Genomic DNA, 20,894 nt, shown 5'->3' on the forward strand with positions numbered 1-20,894 from the left:
CCTATATGTTGTAAAGGTCTAATGTCCTCTTTTTCCTATATTATAGGTCTATTGTAATGACTTATAAGTCAATTGTAAATTGATATTTTCAAAAAATTATATTTTTAATTGAACGAACTTGAATATCGAGATAAAATAATGCAATGTGACAAAATGTTCAAACAGAAATGGAGAGAGGCATCGCATGTATCCCAAATGGATTGACAAAATGGCATTTTCAAAAGCACATCAAGAGTTATTAATTCAGTTGTATAGAAAGCAAATCACACGAAGAGAATATGATTCTTTGGTGAATGAGCTATATGTTTTAGAAACAAAGGGGATCTCAAAATAAAACATAAAAAAATTATTTTGAGAGGTTTTTGATATGGAAATAGAATGGAGTGAACTGTAATGAGGGGCAATAAAAAAGAAGAGCAAATACAGAAATTCATACTTATGCAAGAAGAAATCCGGCTATGGATTCAATATGTATTTCAGCAATGGGAGAGCAAGAAACAAGAACAGCACAATTCATTTCCGAAATTAGCATATATAGAGACAGTAGCATTTGAAAGCTCAGAATCATATCAAGAAATAAAAAGACTTTCTGTAGGAATGGTGCGGGAGATGAAAACATATAAAAGAGAAAAATTATTGCTACAAATAACGGAATTGCATCAACATATGCAAAGCATTGTGTCAGCTGTCCTAGAAACGATACAAAAATATTCTGCATCCTAATTAATATATATGGTGATATCCCATTTGAAAAAGTATTGTAAGTGAACAGTAAGTAATAAAAAAAGAGTAGCTAATAATGGCTACTCAAAATGGAATACATATTATGGATGATTAACAGTTTTCTCATACAAGCTGTACTTTATACAAAAGGTTAAGAAAATTATAGGTGGTTTGTATCCTTTGTCTGTTTTTATTTTAAGCATGTTGTTTCAATTTGGATCGAGAACTGGTATTGTTCGTGTGATTCTTCTTCTAACAAAGTAGCGAGCGCTTGTAATTGGTGAATGACTTTCTGTTTTGATTTACGGCCTGTATAGTGGATATGAAAGGATTCTGGAATAGAAGGCTCTATCGGTGCTGACGGAATTGTTGTCGGTTTAGTTTCTGAAATCACGGGTACATCTTGCATTGGGATGGTTGATGGGAGTGTTTGCGTTTGAGCTGGTTCGGTGGAATGAGTATATTCTAGAGTGTTAGGTGTATCTTCTTTGGGAGTAGTTTTTTCTTTTCCTTTTCGTTTTGCCTGCATGTGCCCTTGGGTCGTAATTTCATGTTTTTTATACAAATCATAGAGTTTATTTTTATAGGTTCCTAATCCTTCTAAGATTTCTTTGATTGAAAAGTGCTCTTTCCAATATTGTAGTCGCATCTTTTGTTCTTCCACAGGTAGTGCTTCTAAAGAAGCCAAAGGCAAGAATGTGTTGAGTTCCTCAATTTTTACGATTTCTGTCAATGAAAATCACTCCTCTAAACAGGGTATGGTGTATAGATTCGATAAAAAGACGAAATTCCCTTTGAACAAAGAATGAGAGTGGTAGTGCGAAACTGTTTTTTGTGAAAGTAATGGAAGGAAAAATATAATTTCTGAAAAGTTGAAAAACTATTGCATCTATATCTATTAAACGTTATAATGAGAAAAATTCTTTATTAGGGAAGGGGATTTATACATATGGCCATCACAATCGCTGTGTTAACATTTTTAGGAGCCGTTATTCCAGCAGCTATAGAATTATTAAAAGTACTAGGTACATAGTCTAATCCCATCTTTTTTATCTTGTCATATATATAAGTAGGATAGATTATTATCTTGTTCCGGAGTAATTAGCATATGAGTACCTGTTCCGTAAACATGTGCTGGCTCATCATCCTGATTGGTACGCCTTGGTTTTGATACCAAGGCGTACTTTTTGTTTGAAATCCTTGTAAAGGCCTTGAAAAAGATTACATGGTGTTCGTTTTTTCATTTGTTTTAGAAAAAGAATTATATAACATATAGCGATTAGATGTTGAATAGGTCTCGTATGGGTAGAACAGGTTTATAATATGTTTTCTGCCACTTCGATGCCAAGTAACGATCGTACATGTTCTATATGATTGGCGATTGTAACTGAGGTTGAACCAGCAAATAACAAGCCAATGGCAACACCATCATTTGTCGTGATTAAAGAGCCAGAGTCTCCGCCCGAAGAAAGGTTGGTTGTGACAATTTGATCTCGAAACCGTGCAACCCTACCACTTCCGTAATTTACATCGACGGTTGCGTTTACTGCAGTGATGACGCCATGTGTATGATTTGTGGTCCGTCCCGTTTTCATGACGCGTGTACCGACGGTAACATTTTGTTTTCGTCGCCAGCCTTGCACAGAACCAATCCAATGAATTGAACGATCTATCTGATGAAAAGGTGCTTCTGCAATCGCGGCATCAACGAGATTGTTTTGATTTTCAAGTGGTACTTGTGAAGAAAAGGTAATTGGGATAAATCTTGATAAGGTCGCAATCCGATCTGTTGGATCGCTCCCTCCATCAATCGGGCCAGGTTGTAAAATAGGATCACCTATGTTCGCGTTATTACTATTCGCTAAGACATGATTGTTACTTAGTATATAGTATCGATTTGGGATACCATATCCATGTGCTGGCGGATTGGTAGAACCATTCGGTAATATATCATATACGCAAGTCGCAATCGTACCTGCCGTCACATTTCGATGAGCAACGCTATACCCTCCTTTTGCTGGGCGAACTCGAGTGGAAAGGGCTTGTGTATCAACTTGTAATGTTTGTTGAGTCCCAGCAAATAGATATCCTGTTTGAATGACGTCGGTTTTGATTCCATTTACTTCTTTTGGAATGACTTGATTCGTTTCCAATGTTTCAACAGGTAGTTTTTGATCTACAAATACAAGTAAAGAGGGTGTGCCTGTCATAATCCCATTTACCTGTTGAATACCGGCTCCAATACCTGTTACATTCCGAAACTGTAAGAAATCATCCTCTACACTTTGCTGCACTTTTTGAATGTCTTGTTGTTCCTGAACAGTCAACACCTTTATATTTGAATGTTTTCCCATAACAATCTCCCCCTTATCCTGTGTAATGATTTGTAATGGTCCCCACTTCTATAATGTTCGTTGGGTATGTTTCTAATTGTGTAGGTATTTGTTCCGCTGCTTTTAATTGAGAACGTGGTACTTTTTTCGAAACAAATACTTGAATCACTTCTTTTTCTTGTACAAATCCCATTCCTACTCCTACAACATAAGGTAAACGTAATAAATCTGTTTCATATTTGCGCACAACTTGTTCTAATTCCATCGGACCGCTCCCTCTTCATTTAGATGATATATTCGGTTTGTCTTCGATGGTTTTAAAAAAATGGTGTATGACACCACTATAAGTATTTAACTACACTCCTGTATTTTCCTTCTTGAAGCATAGATGAGAAAGAAAAAAAGAGACCTTCTATAGAAAGTCTCTCTAAAAAACTTATTTTGTTTCCTACTCTTACAAAATAAGTTACATAACAGCTTACTTATAAAATACTAGAAATTTTCTGTATAAAAAAGCGGGAAAATATGTAAAAATATAGAACTTCGGAATATAACATTGCAAAATATAAGCCCCACTGAATTATAAACAGGGCTTAAGCTATTGATAAAACATAGATACAATTCGTCCTTTTCATATTCAGCAGTAACAGATGGTGTACGAGTATGTATTCATATTTTGTAGACAAACGAACATATAGGATTAGAAATATGCCTATTTATTTTCTCAATAGATTCCCTGTATTTCTACATAAAAAATTATAACAAAATGATAACGCTCTTATATAATAGATAGCGTGGAAAGAACTTCTGAGAATGTCTTACATGTCTGCATTCTACAATTAAAAATGAAAGGCGTGGAAAAGATGATGAAAGGGTTATCAAAATTTACATTAGCTGCCTTGATTGGCTGCAGTATCATTGTTGCACCGCAAGCCCATGCAGCTGGTCAAGAAAAAATGACTGCTATGAACCAAGAATTTCTACAAAATGACCAATATGTCTATAATGGCTATCGTGTAAAGGAAGTAGGAAAACCAGCCATCTATTTAGTGGATAGAGGCATGAAACGTTACATTACAGATTCAGATACGTATAATCGTATTTTTAAAAATTGGGATGGGGTATTAGAATTTCAAAGCTTACATACGATTCCAAATGGAAGAAGTATTGATCCGGATATGGGATTAGTACGGTTTGAAAAGGATTCGTTCATCTATTTTCTTGATAAAGATGCGACTGGAAAACCAATGAAACGCTGGATTACGAGTCCGTCTATCTTGAACAAGTATGCTTTTCATTCAGAGGCAGCTATGCTTCCTCAGTGGATGAAAAATGCTATACCAAATGGCGCAGCTATTCGTTAAATATAAAGATTCCTAACATAAGTAATAGAAAATAGAACTTTATTTTTTATAAACTTGTATGCTAGCTATGGAATTTAGAATCTTTATACATACAACAAACAGAGGCGTATACCAAAGTACCTTCTGTTTGTTGTATAAGAAGAGATTCTGGGTTCTATCTTAATGAAAATAATGATTGGGATCGTCCAAATTGGAGGTTGTTCCATGTAAGGGAACCTATCAATTTTTCATTTTACATACATATATGATGCGCTACTTGTTACAAGAAGAAGCTATCGCATCATTGGTACCTGTATACAGATAGGCGTCACTCATCCAATACCCATTTGTTAGTTGATTCCATCTATTTGTGCTCCCCTTACGACCAGTAAATGTCGCCCCATTTGCGGTACAAGAAACCGTTACAACCTCTCCATCATGAAGAGAACCTACAACCGGATAGTTCGTACCGGGGCCTGTACGAAGGTTTACTGTACGCCCTCCATTCGCATCTACAATCCCTTGATTCGCAAGAAGTTTTCCGTAATTATACAAGGTATAGCCTGTATATCTCACTGTACTCCCATGCATCGCATAGCCATTATAAGGGGAGGTTTCAAAGAATACCCAGCCACCTAGTTCTTTTCCATGTAAAGGTATACGCGTATTGCCCTGCAAGAGGGAAAAATGCACATGGCGACCACTTGCATATCCACCACATGATATATCCGTCCCCGTATAACCTAAAAAGGTTCCTTCTTGGACTGGCTGACCATTTGGTATCATATTATTCCACAAATGATAGTAATCCGTGGCATATCCATTTTCATGATAGATACGGATCCAGCCTCTGTTATTTGCGCACATGGTGTAAGCGATGCCATCTCCCGCAGCTAACACGCGTTGGTCTCCGCCATATAAATCAAGAGAACTATAGGGTCTATCTGATCCTGACCATCCATGAGGACCGCCAGACATCACCCAAGATTGTCCTTTTTCGTAAGGTAACCGAAGTTCAGGTCTATTCTGTGATAGGGCCTGCGCATTCCCAAGTAAAGAAAATGCTTTTTTTTCTTGCGCGCTCATCATTGCATCGGGAATTTGTTGTGAGAGTTCGCTGAACAAATCCATCCCTTCTAAAGCGACTTGCCAATTTGTAGTAGCGTGTTTCGCAATGAAAAGTTTTCCTTCTGGAAATGCGCCTGTGACATTTGGAGCCAATATCACTACAGATCCAAATGCCCAGTGCTCATCGTTGGATAATCGCTTCACATTCACCTGCACTTGTGTCTCTGTAATCTGTGGTTCTTCCCCTAGTGTCTTTTTTTGTTGCGATAGTACCTGTAAAACAGCATGTTTAATCGAAGTTTCTGGTGTTTGCACGGGTAGTGCGTTCTTCATCGGTTTTGGATTTTCTTTTCGTAATATTGAAGCGTACATCATTCCTATTAGCAGTAATACTAGAAATACACCAAATAAAATCCATCGAAACCTCTTCTGAAACCTCATTCTTTCACCCCTTACCTTTATAAAAATAGCTTTCATAAAGGATATATGCCATGTTTTAGCATTTATTTATGAGAAAATTGTGTGAGTAAGCATTTATATGGAGAGTAAGAATGAAAAATAGCAAGATGTTAGGGATACACGTAACTTTGTATAGCGCTGCATTTCTGAAAGCTAGATGACCACAAAATTTTCTCAATATGTTGTGTTTTGATTTTCCATATAAACTTCTCTCTATTCGTGCTATATCTATATCAAGGGGTTCTTACATAGATTAGAAATAGAATAGGAGGAACAAAATATGTCATTCAAAAAGAAATTAGGGGTAGGAGTGGTTTCTGCCGCTCTTGGTTTATCTTTCATCGGTGGGGGAACATATGCCTATTTTAGCGATCAAGTGGTAACGAATAACACATTTACGGCGGGTACATTAGATTTAGCTATGCAACCTACTACTTCATTGGATTTAAATCAGTTGAAACCAGGGGATAAAATATTAAAAAAATTCAACTTAAAAAATAGTGGTACGTTAGCTATTCAAGATGTTGTGATGAAAATAGATTATACGGTAAACGATGTTCTAAAAAATAATCAGGCAGATGATTTTGGTAAGCATATAAAAGTACAATTCCTTTGGGATTGGGACCCAGCAAAGAGCCCTGTTTATGAAACAACCCTTGCAGAACTAAAAGAACAAGGATCAGAAGTCGTTTCAAAGAAAGTATTTGCATCCAAGTGGACGGAATCACGAGGGTTACAACCTGGGAAAATGGATTGGTTTTGGATGAAGTTTATATTTGAAGACAATGGAAACGATCAAAATATGTTCCAAGGAGATAGTATTGCTTTGAAAATGGAATTCCAAGCAAATCAAACAGAAGGAAGGGAAAGATAAGAAATACTGCACAGAAAATAATGTATCAAGCTATCGTATAGAGTAATTTACAAATTCAAATGATACATAAAAAACCGTTATATTTGTTTCATTATAAAATGTAACGGTTTTTTATAGATTTCTATCCCTTTTTACTATTCTTCTCATCCTATATTCTTTCGTGTGATGATTGTACTTTTCTATCTCTTTATTTACAAATAGGGAATTCCGCCTTTAGCCATGCTAGATATCCACCTTGTACATTCATTACTTCCTTTACACCATGTTTCTGTAATATACTTGCTGCAATAGCGGAACGTATACCAGAACGACACTGTACAATAATCGGACGATCTTTTGGAATGTCTTGTACATGCTCTGTCAAGTGTTCTAGCATGATATGTTTGGCATGCGGAAGATGTCCCTCGTTCCATTCCGATTGATTTCGAACATCAATAACGGGATGGGTTCCCGATTGTATAAGAGGAAACAATTCTTGAACTGTTCTTTCTTCATACGTCTCTAATGACTCTATATCTTCCAGTGTGTTTGAAGGCATATAGGCTATCGTACGATCTAGTCCAATTGCTTCCAAATCTCTCCGTACCTCGTTTATATTTGCAGACAGAGGATCGATAACGATGATAAGGTCCTGGCTATCCTCTAGGAGCCAACCACACCAGGTTGTAAAAGACTGGTTATAAGGAATATTCAGGGACCCCTTTACGTGACCAGATGCAAAAAACGTTGGTTCTCTTGTATCAATGATTTGTTGGTCTGTATGTGCTAGTTGTTGCCATGCAGGGAAAGAATGTATTTCTTTTATGAGACCCTGTGTACGAATCGGCGGACCAGCTTGATTGATTCGTTTCATTTTAGAAAAATAAGGTGGTGGTTCCGGCTGTCCACTTAATACATGCACCACAAGAGAATTTTGTTCCTCTGTTTGAAAGGCCAAATTAAAAAGTTTCTCATAGCCCATTGTAGAAGAGGGAATGGCGCCTAATGATTTTCCGCATGCGCTACCAGAACGATGGGAGGGCCAAATTTGTAGGTATACCGGCATCGTTTTGATTTTTTGGATCGAATGAAATAAGTCTTTGGCGCTATCCTTCGCATGATGTGGAATACCCCCAGCGGTTTCTAATAAATCTGGTCTACCCACATCACCAACAAATAGAAAATCTCCTGTAAAAATCCCTATCGGTTTATCATTGGTTTCATTATGCTGTTTTGTATCTATGACTAGAAATGAGATACTTTCAGGCGTATGTCCTGGTGTGTGAATAACCTGAAATTATTTGGGCCAGGCGGCTAGAAATGCGGGGTCTTGTAACTGAATATCTGACAGTAGCTGATTCCAGTCGCCACCTATAATCACATAATCCCCCTTCTGATACTGTGTATGCATATACTGTTTTATGTATTGCAGTTGTTGTTTGCGGATAGTCCCACCTGCATCATATGCCGAGACATGTAGATTTACGATTCGTAAGTTCTTTCCATTTTCAACCGGGATCATGCGTTCTACCATCGCACGATCTAAATCAAAGAGTTGCTTAGGCCAAGGCTCTCTCCCTGGTAATTGAAAACGAGTTGCTTGTTGTATGAAGTAGGTAGAAAAAGTAGCCAGTCCTGATTCCACATATCCCATGGGACGCAAAAAGGGAACCGGAACCCATGGATTCCTATAATTATAACCGAATGTAGAAGCGTGGTAGGATAACTCCTGTTGAAAAAATTGATATTCATTTTGATCAAAAGAACGGAATGCTTTGATATCGACTTCTTGTAACAAGACAAAATCTGCATGGTCTTCTTTTAAAAAGGACGACATGTGCTGTAAATTCTGTTTGGTTTGTTCTTTACTACGAGAACGTGAGCCTGTTCCTCCGTCCATGAAGAAATCTTGTTTTGCATCTAATCCTGCGTAACCAATGTTGAAGGTAGTAACTTGGAATGGCGTATAGGATGGTAATCTGTTTTCTTGCGAGTTTTCTATCATAAGATTTACAGATTCGGATGGCTTTTTATGCTTCCATGTAATAAAAGCTAAAAAGATGATAGGCAGTCCGAGCAAAACCAATGAGAAAGTAACCAATATTCGGGTTCCACTTTTCATCCTCTTCCCCTCCTTTTTTTATGTTCCTAGACAATCTTGCCAGGTCTCCCCATTATATATCGGATATAAGGGAAGTATTTTGAGAAATATCTCGAAACGGCTAGAATAAAAGGTTTTTCTCTTTTGGAGACCGAATATCATGAGAAATTATATGTACAAAAGGGGGCCGAGAAGATGTAATCTTCATTTGAAAGTGTATGTAAAGATAAAAACATGAGGGGGTATTCATTTGAATCATTGTAAAAGACTACTGCAATCCTTTCTTTTGCTTTTCTTATTTTTCATTTTTTATAACGCACCTTCTGTATCTGCAGAAACACATCCAAATTACGGAAAGGTATTTCCACCAAAAGAAACATTCCGGCCAGGGGATTGGTTTGTGGGAGCAACACCTACACAGGTAGATCCTACCAAATCACCGATTGTATTTGTGCAAGGAAAAAACGGAAAGGCAAATGATTGGTATGGAGATACTTACTATCATGGAAAAAATACGATGTACGACCTTGCCTACGATGCTGGCTATCAAACTGCTTTTGTACAACTGTATGATGCAGCTGGGACAGGTTCCGTAAGTCCTTGGACAAATGGGAAACTATTAGCTGAAAAATTAGAAGCCATTTCGCAACATTTTGGAAAAAAAGTCAACATCATCGCGCATAGCAAAGGGGGCATTGATACACAAGCGGCTCTTGTACAATATGGGGCGCATCGTTTTGTGGATAAGGTCATCACACTTGGATCCCCTCATTATGGGACACATCTAGCAGATTTATCCTATAGTTGGTGGGCGGGATGGCTTGCCTCTTTGCTAGGGCAACAAGATGAAGGAACGTATGCGTTACAAACCGGGGAAATGGCACGATTTCGTTCGATTATTGATAGTAATCCCGCCACAAAATCCAATCAATATTACACGATAGCAGGAACCAGTTGGGGGCCTACTTTTTCTGCTTTATCTATGGGAGGATTGTATTTGTCACCATATGGAAATAACGATGGCCTTGTCAGTGAATGGAGTACCACTTTGCCGTACGGTGCCCACCTTTTTTCTGATGTTACATTAGATCATGATTCAATTCGAACGGGAAGTGCCGTCTTTTCTCGCATAGAACCTTACTTACGAACGAAAAAAATGGGGCCAGCATGGTCACCGTCTGCCGCGCCTTCTAGGAATGAGCCCTATACAGAGTTAGGACCGACAGAAAACCAAACGGTTTTAGGCGGAGAACTGATCCCACATCAAGAAAATCGCGCTGTGTTTTCTGTGGATACATTGACATCAGGAACTGTATCGGTTTTGACTGCGCGTAAACAAGTAGAGATACAACTTATTTCGCCATCAGGGAAGGTTTACACCAAACAGGATGCGGTAGTAACAACGGGTGATGATACCTTTTTTAAAGGGGCCTTTATTCATACATTTCAAATAAAAAGTATGGAAGTGGGAGACTGGAAGATACGTATGAATACGGAAGAGAAAGATGCTTATTTAGCGATGGTACAGTATCAACAAGAAGCACCTTTCCATTTGAAAATGCCGGCTAAGCTAAAAGCAAATCAAGCAAAATTACAAATCCAATCTGCTGATAAAAAACCAGTTGAAGCGGAGGATGTCTCTATGACGGTTCGAATTGTCGATCAGACAGGTACACTGATTTCACAATCTGATGGCGTTCAGCAAGTAGATGCACATACGCTATCTACCACGTTACAGCATATAGAGCAATCAGGGGTATACAATCTTACAATTGATGTGAAAGGGAAAAATAAAGCGGGGCATCCATACACACGTACGATTATACGTTCTATATATATTGAGAAGTAATATATATTAAAATTCTATAAACAGAAAAAGGTGCCCCTAGGAGTACCTTTTTCTGTTTGTTATATGTATTCATTTTCAATCCATGATCCATGTAACTGTTTCTGGATTAGGATTGTCCATACCCGTATATATTCTAATAAGAAAGGTATACAAATAGTGATGGACCTTGTAGGATTTGAACCTACGACCGGACGGTTATGAGCCGTCTGCTCTTACCAACTGAGCTAAAGGTCCTTAGAAAAGCATATGGATAAGATAATATGAAGTGACCGTACATCAAAATCAAAGGAGAAAAGATGTACTTATATCGTGCTGTTGACTCCAAACTGTTTGACTAATCTTTTCATGAAGGAATAAGCTGCTTGATGATTACGTGTTTTTCGAAGTTGAAAATCTAGTGTATGTCCGTCACTATCAATGGCGCGATATAAATAACACCATTTTCCTTTGACTTTGATATACGTCTCATCCAAATGCCAAGTATGGTGTGCTGATTTATTTTTCTTCTTCCACATTTGATAAATCAAATTGCCATATTCATGCATCCAACGCATGATGGTTGTAGGATGAACCGAGACACCACGTTCTTTTAGAATTTCAGATACGTCACGATAGCTTAAAGCAAAACGACAATAGTAGCCAACGGCTACTAAAATAATGTCCTTCTTGAATTGTTTTCCTTCAAAATAGATAAAATAACGGTAGTTTCTAGCAAAAGAGAATGGCATTTTGGGTATAACTCTTATAAGGATTAGTTCCATCTGTATATAAAATATAATCATTTTCCATCCCGACTCTTTTGTTAAAGCAGCAATCTAGATGTATATGGAAAGAAGACAATCGAGTTTCTTCGTATTATATAAGGATTGTAATTGGAACTTTAGCTCCTACCTAGTATTCCCAATCATCTTTTGCAAAATTTGACGAAGACGCGATGATTGTCAAGGAGATTTGCATAACAGAATGAGCTTGCTATGACATATATAAATGACATTGCTAGAAACCCCTCTTTTTAAACAAATGTTTGATTCGTCATGATTTGTACAAAGTCTGGAGAGATTCGCTAGATAACGACCAAATTTTGCATATTGAAAATAATCGTCGATTTTGGATGTATGAATCGTTCGTACACAGCAGATATAATCATTGTAACTACTCAGCTTCTTCAAATAAAAAAACAGGCCAAATACATGTTTCCGATTCGAAAACATGAAAAGAAAATACTCCAATCAGAGAAAGAATCTATGCCAAATAGAGAAATTCTCTTATGAAGTCGTGTTATTCCAAGGAACCGTTCTAGTTTCTATGACTTGGTTTATCGCTTGTAAGACCGATTGTTTTTGTTTTTTCATGGTACTCATAAAGCTTCGTATCTGACAAAAAGATTCTGCGCCTTTCTTACTTCGGAAAGTCCCAGACACTTTCTGTTTTACTTTCGTCATCCGAATATCCCGTTCTGCTTGATTGTTATCAAATGGAATGGCTGGATGTTCTAAAAACGCTAGAATTCTGTCAGAATACTTGACGAAGCGATTCCATAAATTTTGAGAAGGCGTCTGCTTTCCTTTCTTCTTTTGTTTCGTGGAAAGAATCTGTTGTTCTTTCAATATGGATTGATACATAATAAACAGATTCTTTTGCGTCGCTTTTGGCATGGTACCTTCGGATTGCTTTTTCATCGTCAACGCTTGCGTTAGAAATTTCTGCATCTGTTGTGCCCATTGTTCTCCAGTACTATCTATAATTCCTTGTAAATCTCGTAAGAGATGGGCATTACATAAAACGTGACGACAATCTGTATACGCATCATACGATTTCCAACCATCATGCATCGCAATTCCAGAAAAAGATGGCAAGATTTCTCCAGCATCCATTGCTTCTTTTCCACGTTTTTGATGAATATGTTGCAATGTCACCTCCGGTGTACTGGCAGTATGTAACCATTGTGTTTTGTTTTCTACACGCATACCAGTTTCATCAAAATGGACAACAGGAGACTGCAGAATCTTTTCCTTTACTTCTTTTATGAATGGCTGCAATTGAGAAGCGAAAGCCTGTGTATGATTTACCAGGGTTCCTTCGCTTATAGAATGTCCAAAACAATCCTGAAAGAATTCTTTTGTTCGCTTCAAAGAAATGCATTGATAATGCGTTAAATAGGGAATCAGTCTTTTTATATTTGGACCATATTGAACAGGACGAGATACTGTCGAAGGAAATTGGGCTTCTTGGATAGAATGGCAATGTGGGCATTCTTTCTGTTCTACTTTATGTTCTGTCACTTCGATCTGAATAGGTGGTAAGTCATACACTTGGCGAATGCGATACCCTTTTACAGGCTCGTGGTTCAAGGAAGTATGACAACAAGTACAATATGTAGGAGAATGTGTAATCGTATGATCTGGAGTCGCTGTCAAACCAAGAGTATGTCCCTTGTGGCCCAACTGGCCACCCGTTTGACGATGAGACGGTTTGCGCAAACTTTTTGTAACGGGCTTACCCAAACCATCTGTAGAAGGTGGCTTATGACTATTTTTGGAGTTTTTTTTTGAAGCATTTTCTAGTTCTTGTATACGTTTTTCTAACTTAGAAAATGTTTCTTCAAATAAAGAAATAACAGCTTCAGGTCCTTTTTTATATGTATCTAAAATAATTTTTCGATCGACCATAAGATTCACCTCCCCTGTTTGATATACTCAGTATTTACAAATGGGAGGCATATGAAACTAGTAAAATTTAAAAAAGACACCGAAAGGTGGCTGAGTAGTTACTAATCATTTTTAGTGTAGGATTCTACTATTTGTCTCCCTTCAGTATGAATAGATAAGTTATGTTGCATCAGTTCGTTCTTTTGAAATAAATTTGATATGATAGAGGTATGAAATGCTAAGAAGAGAGACATCGGAATGAATAATTGCATCAATTTACGTATTGATTTTGCTTTTAAGCAATTATTTGGACCCAAGGAAATGAAGACATATAGCAATTAATGGGATTTTTGAATGCAGTCTTGCCGAAAACGTTATGGGTCCCCTATTATGAATTAGACAAAAGAATTGGCTATCACTTGAATAAGGAGAATGAATATATGTGTTTATGAAATGGGCGTTTGGAGGTTTTACATCAAATAAACAATGCATTGAGCGCACATTACCAATATAGAATGGATACGACATATACAGATGAAATTATAAGGTTATCAAGTTTTTGTAATCTACGACTTTTTGATGAATATTTAAATTTATTTGGTCACGGTGAAGAACAAGCTGAAGATTCGAATTAAATTATCTTTATAATTATATTTATAAACAAAGGTGGTTACGACAATGAAATCTATCTCACAAAACGTTCTAGATACGCTTGTAGTCGGCATTTATGAAGATGTTCAAATGCTTTTCATAATGATGATAGACTATGAAGAAGAAATTGACATGATTACAAAAGAAGAACTTATAATTGCACATGAAAATTTAAAAGAAGTTATTTTATTTTGCCAATCACATTCGCAAGGAATGGATGTTCTTCTTATGGAAGAGATTCTGGTAGGAATCAACCATCGTATTTCAGAAATATTGGGAAAAAAATTCACTATAGAAAATCCAAATGCCATTTATGGTGAAAAATTACGTTTACCTGAAGGAGTAACGGTGCGTAGAAAATTAGAAGAATCCAGTTTTCACTATATATTTGACCATGAAACCTTTGGGGAAATCGGGAAAATAGTATTTCCAAAAGAAAACGGGTACATACCATATTTCGATGTTTATTTAAGTGAACATGTTGTAGAAAATAGTCCCCCAGCACTCATGCTAAAAGAAATCGGAAATATATTACAAAAAGAGATTTTGCGTTTACGCTAAATCTTTGTATCTGTCTAAAATCTATGAGGGGTAGAAGCAGCATCTTCGAGCAGGATTATTTTTTGAATATTCCGTATTTAATCCTCTTTTATTAAGAACAACTTTAATTTTGTCCTTTTAAAAGGGAAAAGTGAGTTTTTAATTTTTGTGGTTCCGTTGCAAAGTTTGAGCAATCATAAGTCTGTTTACAAAATACTATTGTAATTTAAGCGGTTCTGAATAATCGCTGTAATTCTTTGTACGTCGAAAAAGAGAAGTCTGGAATGCAGTGACCCCTGTCAAGTAGACAGGATTTAAAAGGCGCAACTAAGCAACCTGAGTTCTATATTTATATGGACTCAGGTTATTTAATTTCTTTTGAAATCTTTGATGATTATAAAAATGTATATATTTGCGCACGGCAAATTTAACTTCATCTGCTTTGCGAAAGGAATATAAATGAAAGCATTCTGTCTTAAAGTGACTGAAGAAGTTTTCCATACAAGCATTATCCCAACAGTTACCTCGTCGAGACATACTTGCTTTCATCTGATATTTTTAAGTAATTGATTATATTGACGAGATGTATATTGAGACCCTTGATCACTATGTAAGAGGATTCCCGTTACATTTCGTTTTTTCTTTGCCTTTTTAAGTGTATCTAACACAAGTTTTAAGTCGTTTCTACGACTGGTTTCATAGGCAACAATTTCATTGTTGTACAAATCCTTAATAGCTGATAAGTACAGGCGTTGTCCATTGAAAATCAAGTAGGTTATATCCGTTACCCATTTCTCATTTGGTTTTGAAGCTTGAAAGTCTCTATTTAGATGGTTATCTGAAATCACATATGCCTCTTTTTTTCCTAATTCCGGCTTTGATGCCTAATTCATTCATCAATCTTTGTATGCGCTTATGATTCAAATGAAGGCTATAGGTGACTTTCAGCCACACTTGCACTCTTCTATATCCATAAATTCCTCTTAGCTTTTTATGACACTCTAATATCTTTTTCTTGATTTTAGCGTCCTCTAGTTGTTTTTCAGAAGGCACTAAGTGCCGCTTTGTCCACTTATAATACCCACTTCTAGTTACACCAACGACGGCACATAATAGGGTAACCGTATACCCCTTTTCTAACATCTCAATTATAGCTTCAACCTTTTTCGTTTTGGATATAGCTGGCATACCTTCTTTTACATCTCTAAGAGCTTTTTTAATATTTCATTCTCAGCTTCTAATCGTTTAATCTTAGCTTCTGGATCTTCTGGTTTTGTTCTTGGTCTTCCTATACCTGGTCCTTTCGCTTTACCGCGTTTTTCTTCTAATCCTTTGATTCCTTCAGCTTCAAAGTGTTTTACCCAACGACTTACAACTGAGTGATGAGTACCTAATTCTTTCGCAACGGTTTCATAGCTCATGCCTTCGTTTAAATATAAATCTATAGCTTTTTTCTTAAATCCTACATCGTAAGTGACTCTAATTTTTCCCATAGAAAAATCCCCTCCATAGTAAACAGGTTAATGTGCTTTCTTTTTCCTGTCTACTATAAGGGGATCATATCATTCCAGACTTTTCTTTTTCGACGTACAATGAATTACAGGAGTTATTCAGAACCGTCTAGATCATAACTATATTTTGTAAACGAGTTTGTATTTTTTCACACTTTGCAACAGAACCCCCAGCTTATATGAGTACGAGCATTGTGAAAGATGCTGCTGAAGGATTTAGTGATGCGCCTATTCTAATGAAAATTCATGTTCCTACAGGTGTTCCCGCTATATATGTAGACCCTTTAAGTAATTTTTCTGGAGAAATGGAATTACTTTTACCGAGAAATAGAGCGTATCAGGTTACAGATATATCACCAGTCATTGAAAAAGATAAAGAATATATCATGTTAGATATTGAGATTTTAGATATCGCATCTAATTATCGTAATAAGCGTGCGGCCGACATCATGTACGAAGACAGTGTACCATCGCTATCAAAATAGATATATAGGATGGTAAGAACTGAACAAGTTTTTATATTTTTACTATCGTTATAATGCGTGTACAGGTCATAAACAAAAGGAACGTCCATAGGACGCTTTTTTTGTTCGTACAGGTTACAAGGTCGTGCACAAAAAACAGGGTATACATGAAGAGGAATGATAATTCCATCAAGAAGATGTTATAAAAAGATAGTGCATCTTTTCGTTTGGCGTAGGTAAATTACATAGATACGAAATACTTAGATAACCGGTACTTGTATTTTGGACTGATTTGAGTATACTAAACAAAAAAGAAAGGAGTACATCCATTCCTATAAGAATGGACTGGATGACATAGCTTATGTTTACGCATCGACGACAACAAGAAATTCTCAACATGTTATTACAAAATTCAAGGTGGCATACATTAGACGAACTTGCCGAACAGGCTCATTGTGCAGTGAAAACGGTTCGAAGGGATTTACACTATTTAAAAGATCAGCTACCACCGGAATGGTACATCCAGCTAATGAAAGGAAAAGGGGTGAAATTACACAAACCACCGTATTCGTCTCAAACCAGTATATATTCTTTTTTTCAGCGAGAAGATATGCAGTTTCGTGTGTTAAATCAACTATTTCATGGACAAGTTCATACGATAACGCAATTAGCGGATTCGTTATATGTACAAGTATCTACCTTATCTCCGATTTTCTGTCGTGTGCAAAAGTACCTCCGTTATTTTGATTTAGAGCTGCATAAGAGGCCCTTACATATCGCGGGGGTAGAAGCACATATTGTATATATGTTTTACGAGTTATACTTTGCCACATATGGATGGGAAGAATGGCCTTTTCCTGACGAAATAGATGTCTTTTCTTATATTACACAAATAGAACGAGAGCTAGATATACAATTTTATCCCACTTATAAACAACGACTCGCCTATTTATTAGCTGTTGCGATTCGACGGAAAAAACAAGGATATGAAATGAAAATATTGCCGATTCATGAGGCGCTAATTATGGAGACCCCTTTCTACCATAAAATAAAAAAGCTCTCCGCAATTTTATGCGACGTTTCATTGACAAGAGCTGATCAAGTTTTCATAACCATCGCTGTAAATTGTTGTATGTTCGTTCCTTCTAATCGCGATCAGTATAAGCAAGATATTTTGCAACTTTTTTATGAAGGAACCGCCACTGTGTATCAGTATGCGCAGGATTTAGTAGAACGATTAGAAAAAAGTTTTGACATGCCTTTTCATCAAGATGACGAATTTTTGTTTTGTTTCTTGCAATATATCAGACAAATTTCTTACCGTAGCCAGTTTATTCCCACTCTTACCTCTCCCTCGTCTGAATGGCAGGAACAAATCAAGCAGAAACACGGGACAACGTTTCAAACTGTTCGTTCGGTTTATATAGAATGGATAAGGGAACACCCTTTTCTGCATAAAGCGAATGATGAAGACATTCTAGCCATTACCCTTCAATTAGAAGCGACATTTCAGCTATCGCAAACTTATCGTAAAAAGGTACTCTTGTATTTGGAAGATTCTATTCTATGGAAACGATATATACAAGGTGTGCTCTATCATGAATTTGGGACTACTTTATCCATTGTACCCGAAGAGGTGTTAGATATTCACAACTTTGATGTACAACAGTTAGGGATAGATGGGATTATCAGTACCATTCCAGTAGAAGAAAGGGAGCTCCCTATTTTACAAATATCAGTGGTTCCAACTCGAAGAGAGTTAGACGATATTCAAGAATTCTTACACGAAAAGTGAGGTCTCTTTTATGAGAACGATTTCATAAATGTGCGAAAATTACCTTTGTCAAAAGAACTTTTCGTATGAATAATTTTTCACCCTTTTCGGTATAATAAATATCTCTACAATACATATTATTTTTTACACTACTTATTTGATAGGTACAAAAAGAAACGGGCAATATAAGCATGAGGCATATATTGTCTTTTTTCGTGTGGATGTAATCATGTGAAAAAGTTGGTTTCGGATATTTTTGTAAATAATAACATGTAAATAAAGGAGCGAGTGATGAAGCGAATTTTATACCTATGTATCGCAACCAGTATAGTTGCTACAGCCGGTTGTTCTTTTGATACAAGTAAACCGGATACGTCCCATTCTAAACAACAAACAGAACATGCATCAAAAAAAGAAGCGCGTCAAATATACTTGCAGAAACACCTGCAAGAAGCCAATGCTTTTATCCCAAATTCTACGATTCGTGCAAACAAATATAAAAAGATGATGGAATCACCATTCAACTTTTATAGAGGAACAACACCTTTGTATTATAGTGACTTACGAACCGGAGTTATTCCAATACCAGTTGGATGGAATCAATACACTCCCATTCAAACTTGGTTAGAAGGAGACGCGCACGCTCAAAACGTAGCTATTTTTGATGATCGTGAGGGGACTTTACGATTTGATGTCACTGACTTTAAGAATTCTTATATCGGCCCGTTTTATTGGGATATTCTTCGTTTCATGAGTAGTATCTTTTTATTTACAGATGAATTGCCTTATATCAAGGTATCAAAAGCACAACAAAAACAACTATCTTCCGCATTTTTAAAAATCTATCAAACAACATTACAAAATATTATCGAAAATCCAATGGAAAAATACAAGGAACTTCGTAAGGAGCAATTGAAAAATGGGCTCATCCAAGAACAAATGGAAAAAATGAAGTTGTCCTATACATACGAGGCGTTTCTTGAGAAGATTACATTACTGCAAAATGGAAAACATATCTTTCTTCCAAATGATCCCTCTTTCGTTCCCCTTCGTACAGAGGAACAAGAAGATTTTACAAAAGGATGGAACGAGTATATTAAAAGTATAGGGTCTTTCGTTGATAAGAAGCCAGAAAGGTATTTTATGCGAAAAGATGTGGTACATAAACAAAATTCAGGTGTCGGTAGTGTGGGCAGAGATATTTTTTATGTCTTGCTAGAAGGAGATACAGCGGGCCCAGCAGATGATATTGTTTTGGAAGTAAAAGAACAGCAACTGCCCGCGATGTTTGCAGAAGGCCAATTATCTAAAGAAGAATATAACCGCTGGTTTACATCGCATGCAGAGCGTACGCGTATAGCGACGCTTGCAACAGGTATGAAAGTCGATTCGTACCTTGGTACCTTGTATACACAAGGACGGTCCTATTCGGTAAAAAAATTATCCCCTTGGTATCATGAGTTTGAATCAGCAGATTTTCGTAAGCTTTCGGATGTAGAAGAATTTGTACAATACGCTGCGAAAGCGTTTGCTCGTATGCATGCACGGGCGGATCAGGATTATAATCCAGCATATGTCCCCCATCACTTTGCAGAAAATGCTTTGGCATTTATGAAACAAAATCCAAAGTTTTCCCAACAGTTATTACAATGGAGTGAGACCTATTATCATCAAGTGATTGAAGATTACACATTATTTCAAGGGTTAATTCAAAGTAAGAAACTATAGTCTGGCATAAATAGGTGTTTGATAAATAAATAAAAACAGGAGGTAAATATATGATGAAAAAATACGGAATGCTAATGGCAACGTGTTGCCTGTTAATCTTACATGGATGCGGAAAGTCAGACACGTTCCCATCTGAAAAGGATGCGAGCTCTCAACCAAAACAACACGTAACAACAGAACAGCTCAATTAGGCTTAGTGACAGGGTAGCTGCTCTAGTCCGCAGGACTTTTCCCATTAAAAGTAAATAGGGAGATTCATACTATGATGTAACTGTACTTTCTGTGGCATTCTCTTTTTTTAATTGCCTCTTTGCTCTGATTAATGTACTTTTTGAAATACCCATTTTTTCTTCCACTTCTTTGTAGGAATGATTATGTAAAAGAAATAAGGCATGTTCTATTTGTTTCTTATTATATTTCTTTGGCCGCCCTTCTTTAAAATTAGGATTTAGCTTTGCGATTGCTTTTCCTTCTTGCGTACGTTCTACAATCATATCTCTTTCGAATTCAGCAAATGCGCTCATTACATTGAATACAAGCCTACCTGTTGGTGTATCTTCAACTAATCCCATATTGAGTATATGAACCTTTACACCTTTTTCAAATAGCGTTCTAATTATATGTATCGCATCAACGGTTGAACGTGCAAAACGATCTAGTTTTGTCACAACAAGCATATCCCCTGTTTTTAATATAGATAATAATTCCTGAAACTTTGGACGATCTGTTTTTGTTCCAGTAAACTTTTCAGAATAAATTTCTTCACAGCCTTCATTTTGCAATGTTTGAATTTGGGACCCCAGGTCCTGGTGTAATGTACTTACGCGTGCATAGCCATATTTCATAAAA

At 36.7% G+C, this 20,894-nt stretch carries 20 protein-coding genes, 1 tRNA gene and 1 pseudogene; 8 read left to right on the top strand and 14 right to left on the bottom strand.

The annotated features are described in order from the left end of the window. Positions 1–393 precede the first annotated feature (393 nt). Positions 394–723, top strand: coding sequence for a hypothetical protein (locus MHH55_RS33210; RefSeq protein ID WP_065486456.1), 330 nt, complete (start codon positions 394–396; stop codon positions 721–723). Between the two features lie 190 nt (positions 724–913). Here MHH55_RS33210 and MHH55_RS33215 read toward each other — a convergent pair whose 3' ends face one another. The 3 genes from MHH55_RS33215 to MHH55_RS33225 all read right to left on the bottom strand — a co-directional run bounded on the left by MHH55_RS33215 (position 914) and on the right by MHH55_RS33225 (position 3,321). After that, a complete protein-coding gene (locus MHH55_RS33215; protein WP_000136353.1) occupies positions 914–1,456 on the bottom strand; it encodes a hypothetical protein in 543 nt (180 codons plus the stop codon). A 583-nt stretch (positions 1,457–2,039) separates the two neighbouring features. Beyond that, positions 2,040–3,077 (bottom strand): hypothetical protein, encoded by a 1,038-nt coding sequence (locus MHH55_RS33220; protein WP_078187567.1) that lies wholly within the window; start codon positions 3,075–3,077, stop codon positions 2,040–2,042. 13 nt (positions 3,078–3,090) lie between these two features. After that, a complete protein-coding gene (locus tag MHH55_RS33225) occupies positions 3,091–3,321 on the bottom strand; it encodes a hypothetical protein (protein ID WP_065486461.1) in 231 nt (76 codons plus the stop codon). A 598-nt stretch (positions 3,322–3,919) separates the two neighbouring features. Between MHH55_RS33225 and MHH55_RS33230 the strand changes: the two genes are divergently transcribed. After that, positions 3,920–4,420: a hypothetical protein gene (locus tag MHH55_RS33230; protein WP_254849782.1), complete on the top strand. Its 501-nt coding sequence runs from the start codon at positions 3,920–3,922 to the stop codon at positions 4,418–4,420. A 252-nt stretch (positions 4,421–4,672) separates the two neighbouring features. Here the strand turns inward: MHH55_RS33230 and MHH55_RS33235 are convergent, their stop codons facing one another. Next, positions 4,673–5,908 (bottom strand): peptidoglycan DD-metalloendopeptidase family protein, encoded by a 1,236-nt coding sequence (locus MHH55_RS33235; RefSeq protein ID WP_340882322.1) that lies wholly within the window; start codon positions 5,906–5,908, stop codon positions 4,673–4,675. A gap of 298 nt (positions 5,909–6,206) precedes the next feature. On the opposite strand from MHH55_RS33235, the gene MHH55_RS33240 reads away from it, so the two are divergent. Beyond that, positions 6,207–6,800, top strand: a complete 594-nt coding sequence (locus MHH55_RS33240) for a TasA family protein (protein ID WP_086387979.1) — start codon at positions 6,207–6,209, stop codon at positions 6,798–6,800. Positions 6,801–6,987: 187 nt separating this feature from the next. Here the strand turns inward: MHH55_RS33240 and MHH55_RS33245 are convergent, their stop codons facing one another. After that, positions 6,988–7,944 (bottom strand): rhodanese-like domain-containing protein, encoded by a 957-nt coding sequence (locus MHH55_RS33245; RefSeq protein ID WP_340882326.1) that lies wholly within the window; start codon positions 7,942–7,944, stop codon positions 6,988–6,990. 132 nt (positions 7,945–8,076) lie between these two features. Continuing rightward, positions 8,077–8,865: an endonuclease/exonuclease/phosphatase family protein gene (locus MHH55_RS33250; RefSeq protein ID WP_139362517.1), complete on the bottom strand. Its 789-nt coding sequence runs from the start codon at positions 8,863–8,865 to the stop codon at positions 8,077–8,079. A gap of 265 nt (positions 8,866–9,130) precedes the next feature. Between MHH55_RS33250 and MHH55_RS33255 the strand changes: the two genes are divergently transcribed. Beyond that, the gene (locus MHH55_RS33255; RefSeq protein ID WP_078187562.1) at positions 9,131–10,729 is read left to right on the top strand and encodes an esterase/lipase family protein; all 1,599 of its coding nucleotides are present in this window, start codon (positions 9,131–9,133) and stop codon (positions 10,727–10,729) included. Between the two features lie 160 nt (positions 10,730–10,889). Here the strand turns inward: MHH55_RS33255 and MHH55_RS33260 are convergent. The 3 genes and pseudogenes from MHH55_RS33260 to tnpC form a co-directional block, all read right to left on the bottom strand. Then, positions 10,890–10,963: transfer RNA gene (locus MHH55_RS33260), tRNA-Ile, on the bottom strand. An 86-nt stretch (positions 10,964–11,049) separates the two neighbouring features. Beyond that, positions 11,050–11,457, bottom strand: a pseudogene (locus MHH55_RS33265) (IS6 family transposase); the annotation flags it as partial. 537 nt (positions 11,458–11,994) lie between these two features. Beyond that, positions 11,995–13,398 carry an IS66 family transposase gene (gene tnpC, locus MHH55_RS33270; RefSeq protein WP_100910632.1) on the bottom strand — a complete coding sequence of 468 codons (1,404 nt, stop codon included), beginning with the start codon at positions 13,396–13,398 and terminating at the stop codon, positions 11,995–11,997. A 657-nt stretch (positions 13,399–14,055) separates the two neighbouring features. Between tnpC and MHH55_RS33275 the strand changes: the two genes are divergently transcribed. Further along, positions 14,056–14,589, top strand: a complete 534-nt coding sequence (locus MHH55_RS33275; protein WP_327947290.1) for a hypothetical protein — start codon at positions 14,056–14,058, stop codon at positions 14,587–14,589. Between the two features lie 306 nt (positions 14,590–14,895). On the opposite strand, the gene MHH55_RS36625 is transcribed toward MHH55_RS33275, so the two are convergent. Genes MHH55_RS36625 through MHH55_RS33285 form a run of 4 tightly spaced genes read right to left on the bottom strand, consistent with a single transcriptional unit; the run spans position 14,896 to position 16,061 of the window. Then, positions 14,896–15,117 carry an IS3 family transposase gene (locus tag MHH55_RS36625; RefSeq protein ID WP_078187797.1) on the bottom strand — a complete coding sequence of 74 codons (222 nt, stop codon included), beginning with the start codon at positions 15,115–15,117 and terminating at the stop codon, positions 14,896–14,898. Then, entirely contained in the window at positions 15,114–15,416 is a 303-nt protein-coding gene (locus MHH55_RS33280; protein WP_139362534.1) for a DDE-type integrase/transposase/recombinase, read from the bottom strand. The genes MHH55_RS36625 and MHH55_RS33280 overlap by 4 nt, the downstream gene beginning before the upstream one ends. Next, positions 15,403–15,756, bottom strand: coding sequence for an IS3 family transposase (locus MHH55_RS36630; protein ID WP_139362535.1), 354 nt, complete (start codon positions 15,754–15,756; stop codon positions 15,403–15,405). The genes MHH55_RS33280 and MHH55_RS36630 overlap by 14 nt, the downstream gene beginning before the upstream one ends. A gap of 8 nt (positions 15,757–15,764) precedes the next feature. Beyond that, positions 15,765–16,061, bottom strand: coding sequence for a transposase (locus tag MHH55_RS33285; RefSeq protein ID WP_078187798.1), 297 nt, complete (start codon positions 16,059–16,061; stop codon positions 15,765–15,767). 197 nt (positions 16,062–16,258) lie between these two features. Here MHH55_RS33285 and MHH55_RS33290 point away from each other — a divergent pair, with 197 nt between their 5' ends. From MHH55_RS33290 to MHH55_RS33300, 3 genes are all read left to right on the top strand, one after another. Continuing rightward, positions 16,259–16,564 carry an ADP-ribosyltransferase gene (locus MHH55_RS33290; protein ID WP_078187800.1) on the top strand — a complete coding sequence of 102 codons (306 nt, stop codon included), beginning with the start codon at positions 16,259–16,261 and terminating at the stop codon, positions 16,562–16,564. A 340-nt stretch (positions 16,565–16,904) separates the two neighbouring features. Then, positions 16,905–18,338: a BglG family transcription antiterminator gene (locus MHH55_RS33295; RefSeq protein WP_078187802.1), complete on the top strand. Its 1,434-nt coding sequence runs from the start codon at positions 16,905–16,907 to the stop codon at positions 18,336–18,338. A gap of 270 nt (positions 18,339–18,608) precedes the next feature. Next, the gene (locus MHH55_RS33300) at positions 18,609–20,045 is read left to right on the top strand and encodes a DUF2252 family protein (protein WP_078187804.1); all 1,437 of its coding nucleotides are present in this window, start codon (positions 18,609–18,611) and stop codon (positions 20,043–20,045) included. Between the two features lie 260 nt (positions 20,046–20,305). On the opposite strand, the gene MHH55_RS33305 is transcribed toward MHH55_RS33300, so the two are convergent. Continuing rightward, a complete protein-coding gene (locus MHH55_RS33305) occupies positions 20,306–20,890 on the bottom strand; it encodes a recombinase family protein (protein WP_078187806.1) in 585 nt (194 codons plus the stop codon). Positions 20,891–20,894 lie beyond the last annotated feature (4 nt).

This window comes from Bacillus sp. FSL K6-2944, assembly GCF_038005385.1.
Taxonomy (GTDB): Bacteria; Bacillota; Bacilli; order Bacillales; family Bacillaceae_G; genus Bacillus_A; species Bacillus_A cereus.

What these genes read in the sequence shown, in the direction of transcription:
- MHH55_RS33210 (WP_065486456.1), top strand. Translation starts at nt 394, where the DNA reads ATGAGGGGCAATAAAAAAGAAGAGCAAATACAGAAATTCATACTTATG.
- MHH55_RS33220 (WP_078187567.1), bottom strand. Translation starts at nt 3,077, where the DNA reads ATGGGAAAACATTCAAATATAAAGGTGTTGACTGTTCAGGAACAACAA.
- MHH55_RS33225 (WP_065486461.1), bottom strand. Translation starts at nt 3,321, where the DNA reads ATGGAATTAGAACAAGTTGTGCGCAAATATGAAACAGATTTATTACGT.
- MHH55_RS33230 (WP_254849782.1), top strand. Translation starts at nt 3,920, where the DNA reads ATGATGAAAGGGTTATCAAAATTTACATTAGCTGCCTTGATTGGCTGC.
- MHH55_RS33235 (WP_340882322.1), bottom strand. Translation starts at nt 5,908, where the DNA reads ATGAGGTTTCAGAAGAGGTTTCGATGGATTTTATTTGGTGTATTTCTA.
- MHH55_RS33240 (WP_086387979.1), top strand. Translation starts at nt 6,207, where the DNA reads ATGTCATTCAAAAAGAAATTAGGGGTAGGAGTGGTTTCTGCCGCTCTT.
- tnpC (WP_100910632.1), bottom strand. Translation starts at nt 13,398, where the DNA reads ATGGTCGATCGAAAAATTATTTTAGATACATATAAAAAAGGACCTGAA.
- MHH55_RS33275 (WP_327947290.1), top strand. Translation starts at nt 14,056, where the DNA reads ATGAAATCTATCTCACAAAACGTTCTAGATACGCTTGTAGTCGGCATT.
- MHH55_RS36625 (WP_078187797.1), bottom strand. Translation starts at nt 15,117, where the DNA reads ATGAAAGCAAGTATGTCTCGACGAGGTAACTGTTGGGATAATGCTTGT.
- MHH55_RS36630 (WP_139362535.1), bottom strand. Translation starts at nt 15,756, where the DNA reads ATGCCAGCTATATCCAAAACGAAAAAGGTTGAAGCTATAATTGAGATG.
- MHH55_RS33285 (WP_078187798.1), bottom strand. Translation starts at nt 16,061, where the DNA reads ATGGGAAAAATTAGAGTCACTTACGATGTAGGATTTAAGAAAAAAGCT.
- MHH55_RS33290 (WP_078187800.1), top strand. Translation starts at nt 16,259, where the DNA reads ATGAGTACGAGCATTGTGAAAGATGCTGCTGAAGGATTTAGTGATGCG.
- MHH55_RS33295 (WP_078187802.1), top strand. Translation starts at nt 16,905, where the DNA reads ATGTTTACGCATCGACGACAACAAGAAATTCTCAACATGTTATTACAA.
- MHH55_RS33300 (WP_078187804.1), top strand. Translation starts at nt 18,609, where the DNA reads ATGAAGCGAATTTTATACCTATGTATCGCAACCAGTATAGTTGCTACA.
- MHH55_RS33305 (WP_078187806.1), bottom strand. Translation starts at nt 20,890, where the DNA reads ATGAAATATGGCTATGCACGCGTAAGTACATTACACCAGGACCTGGGG.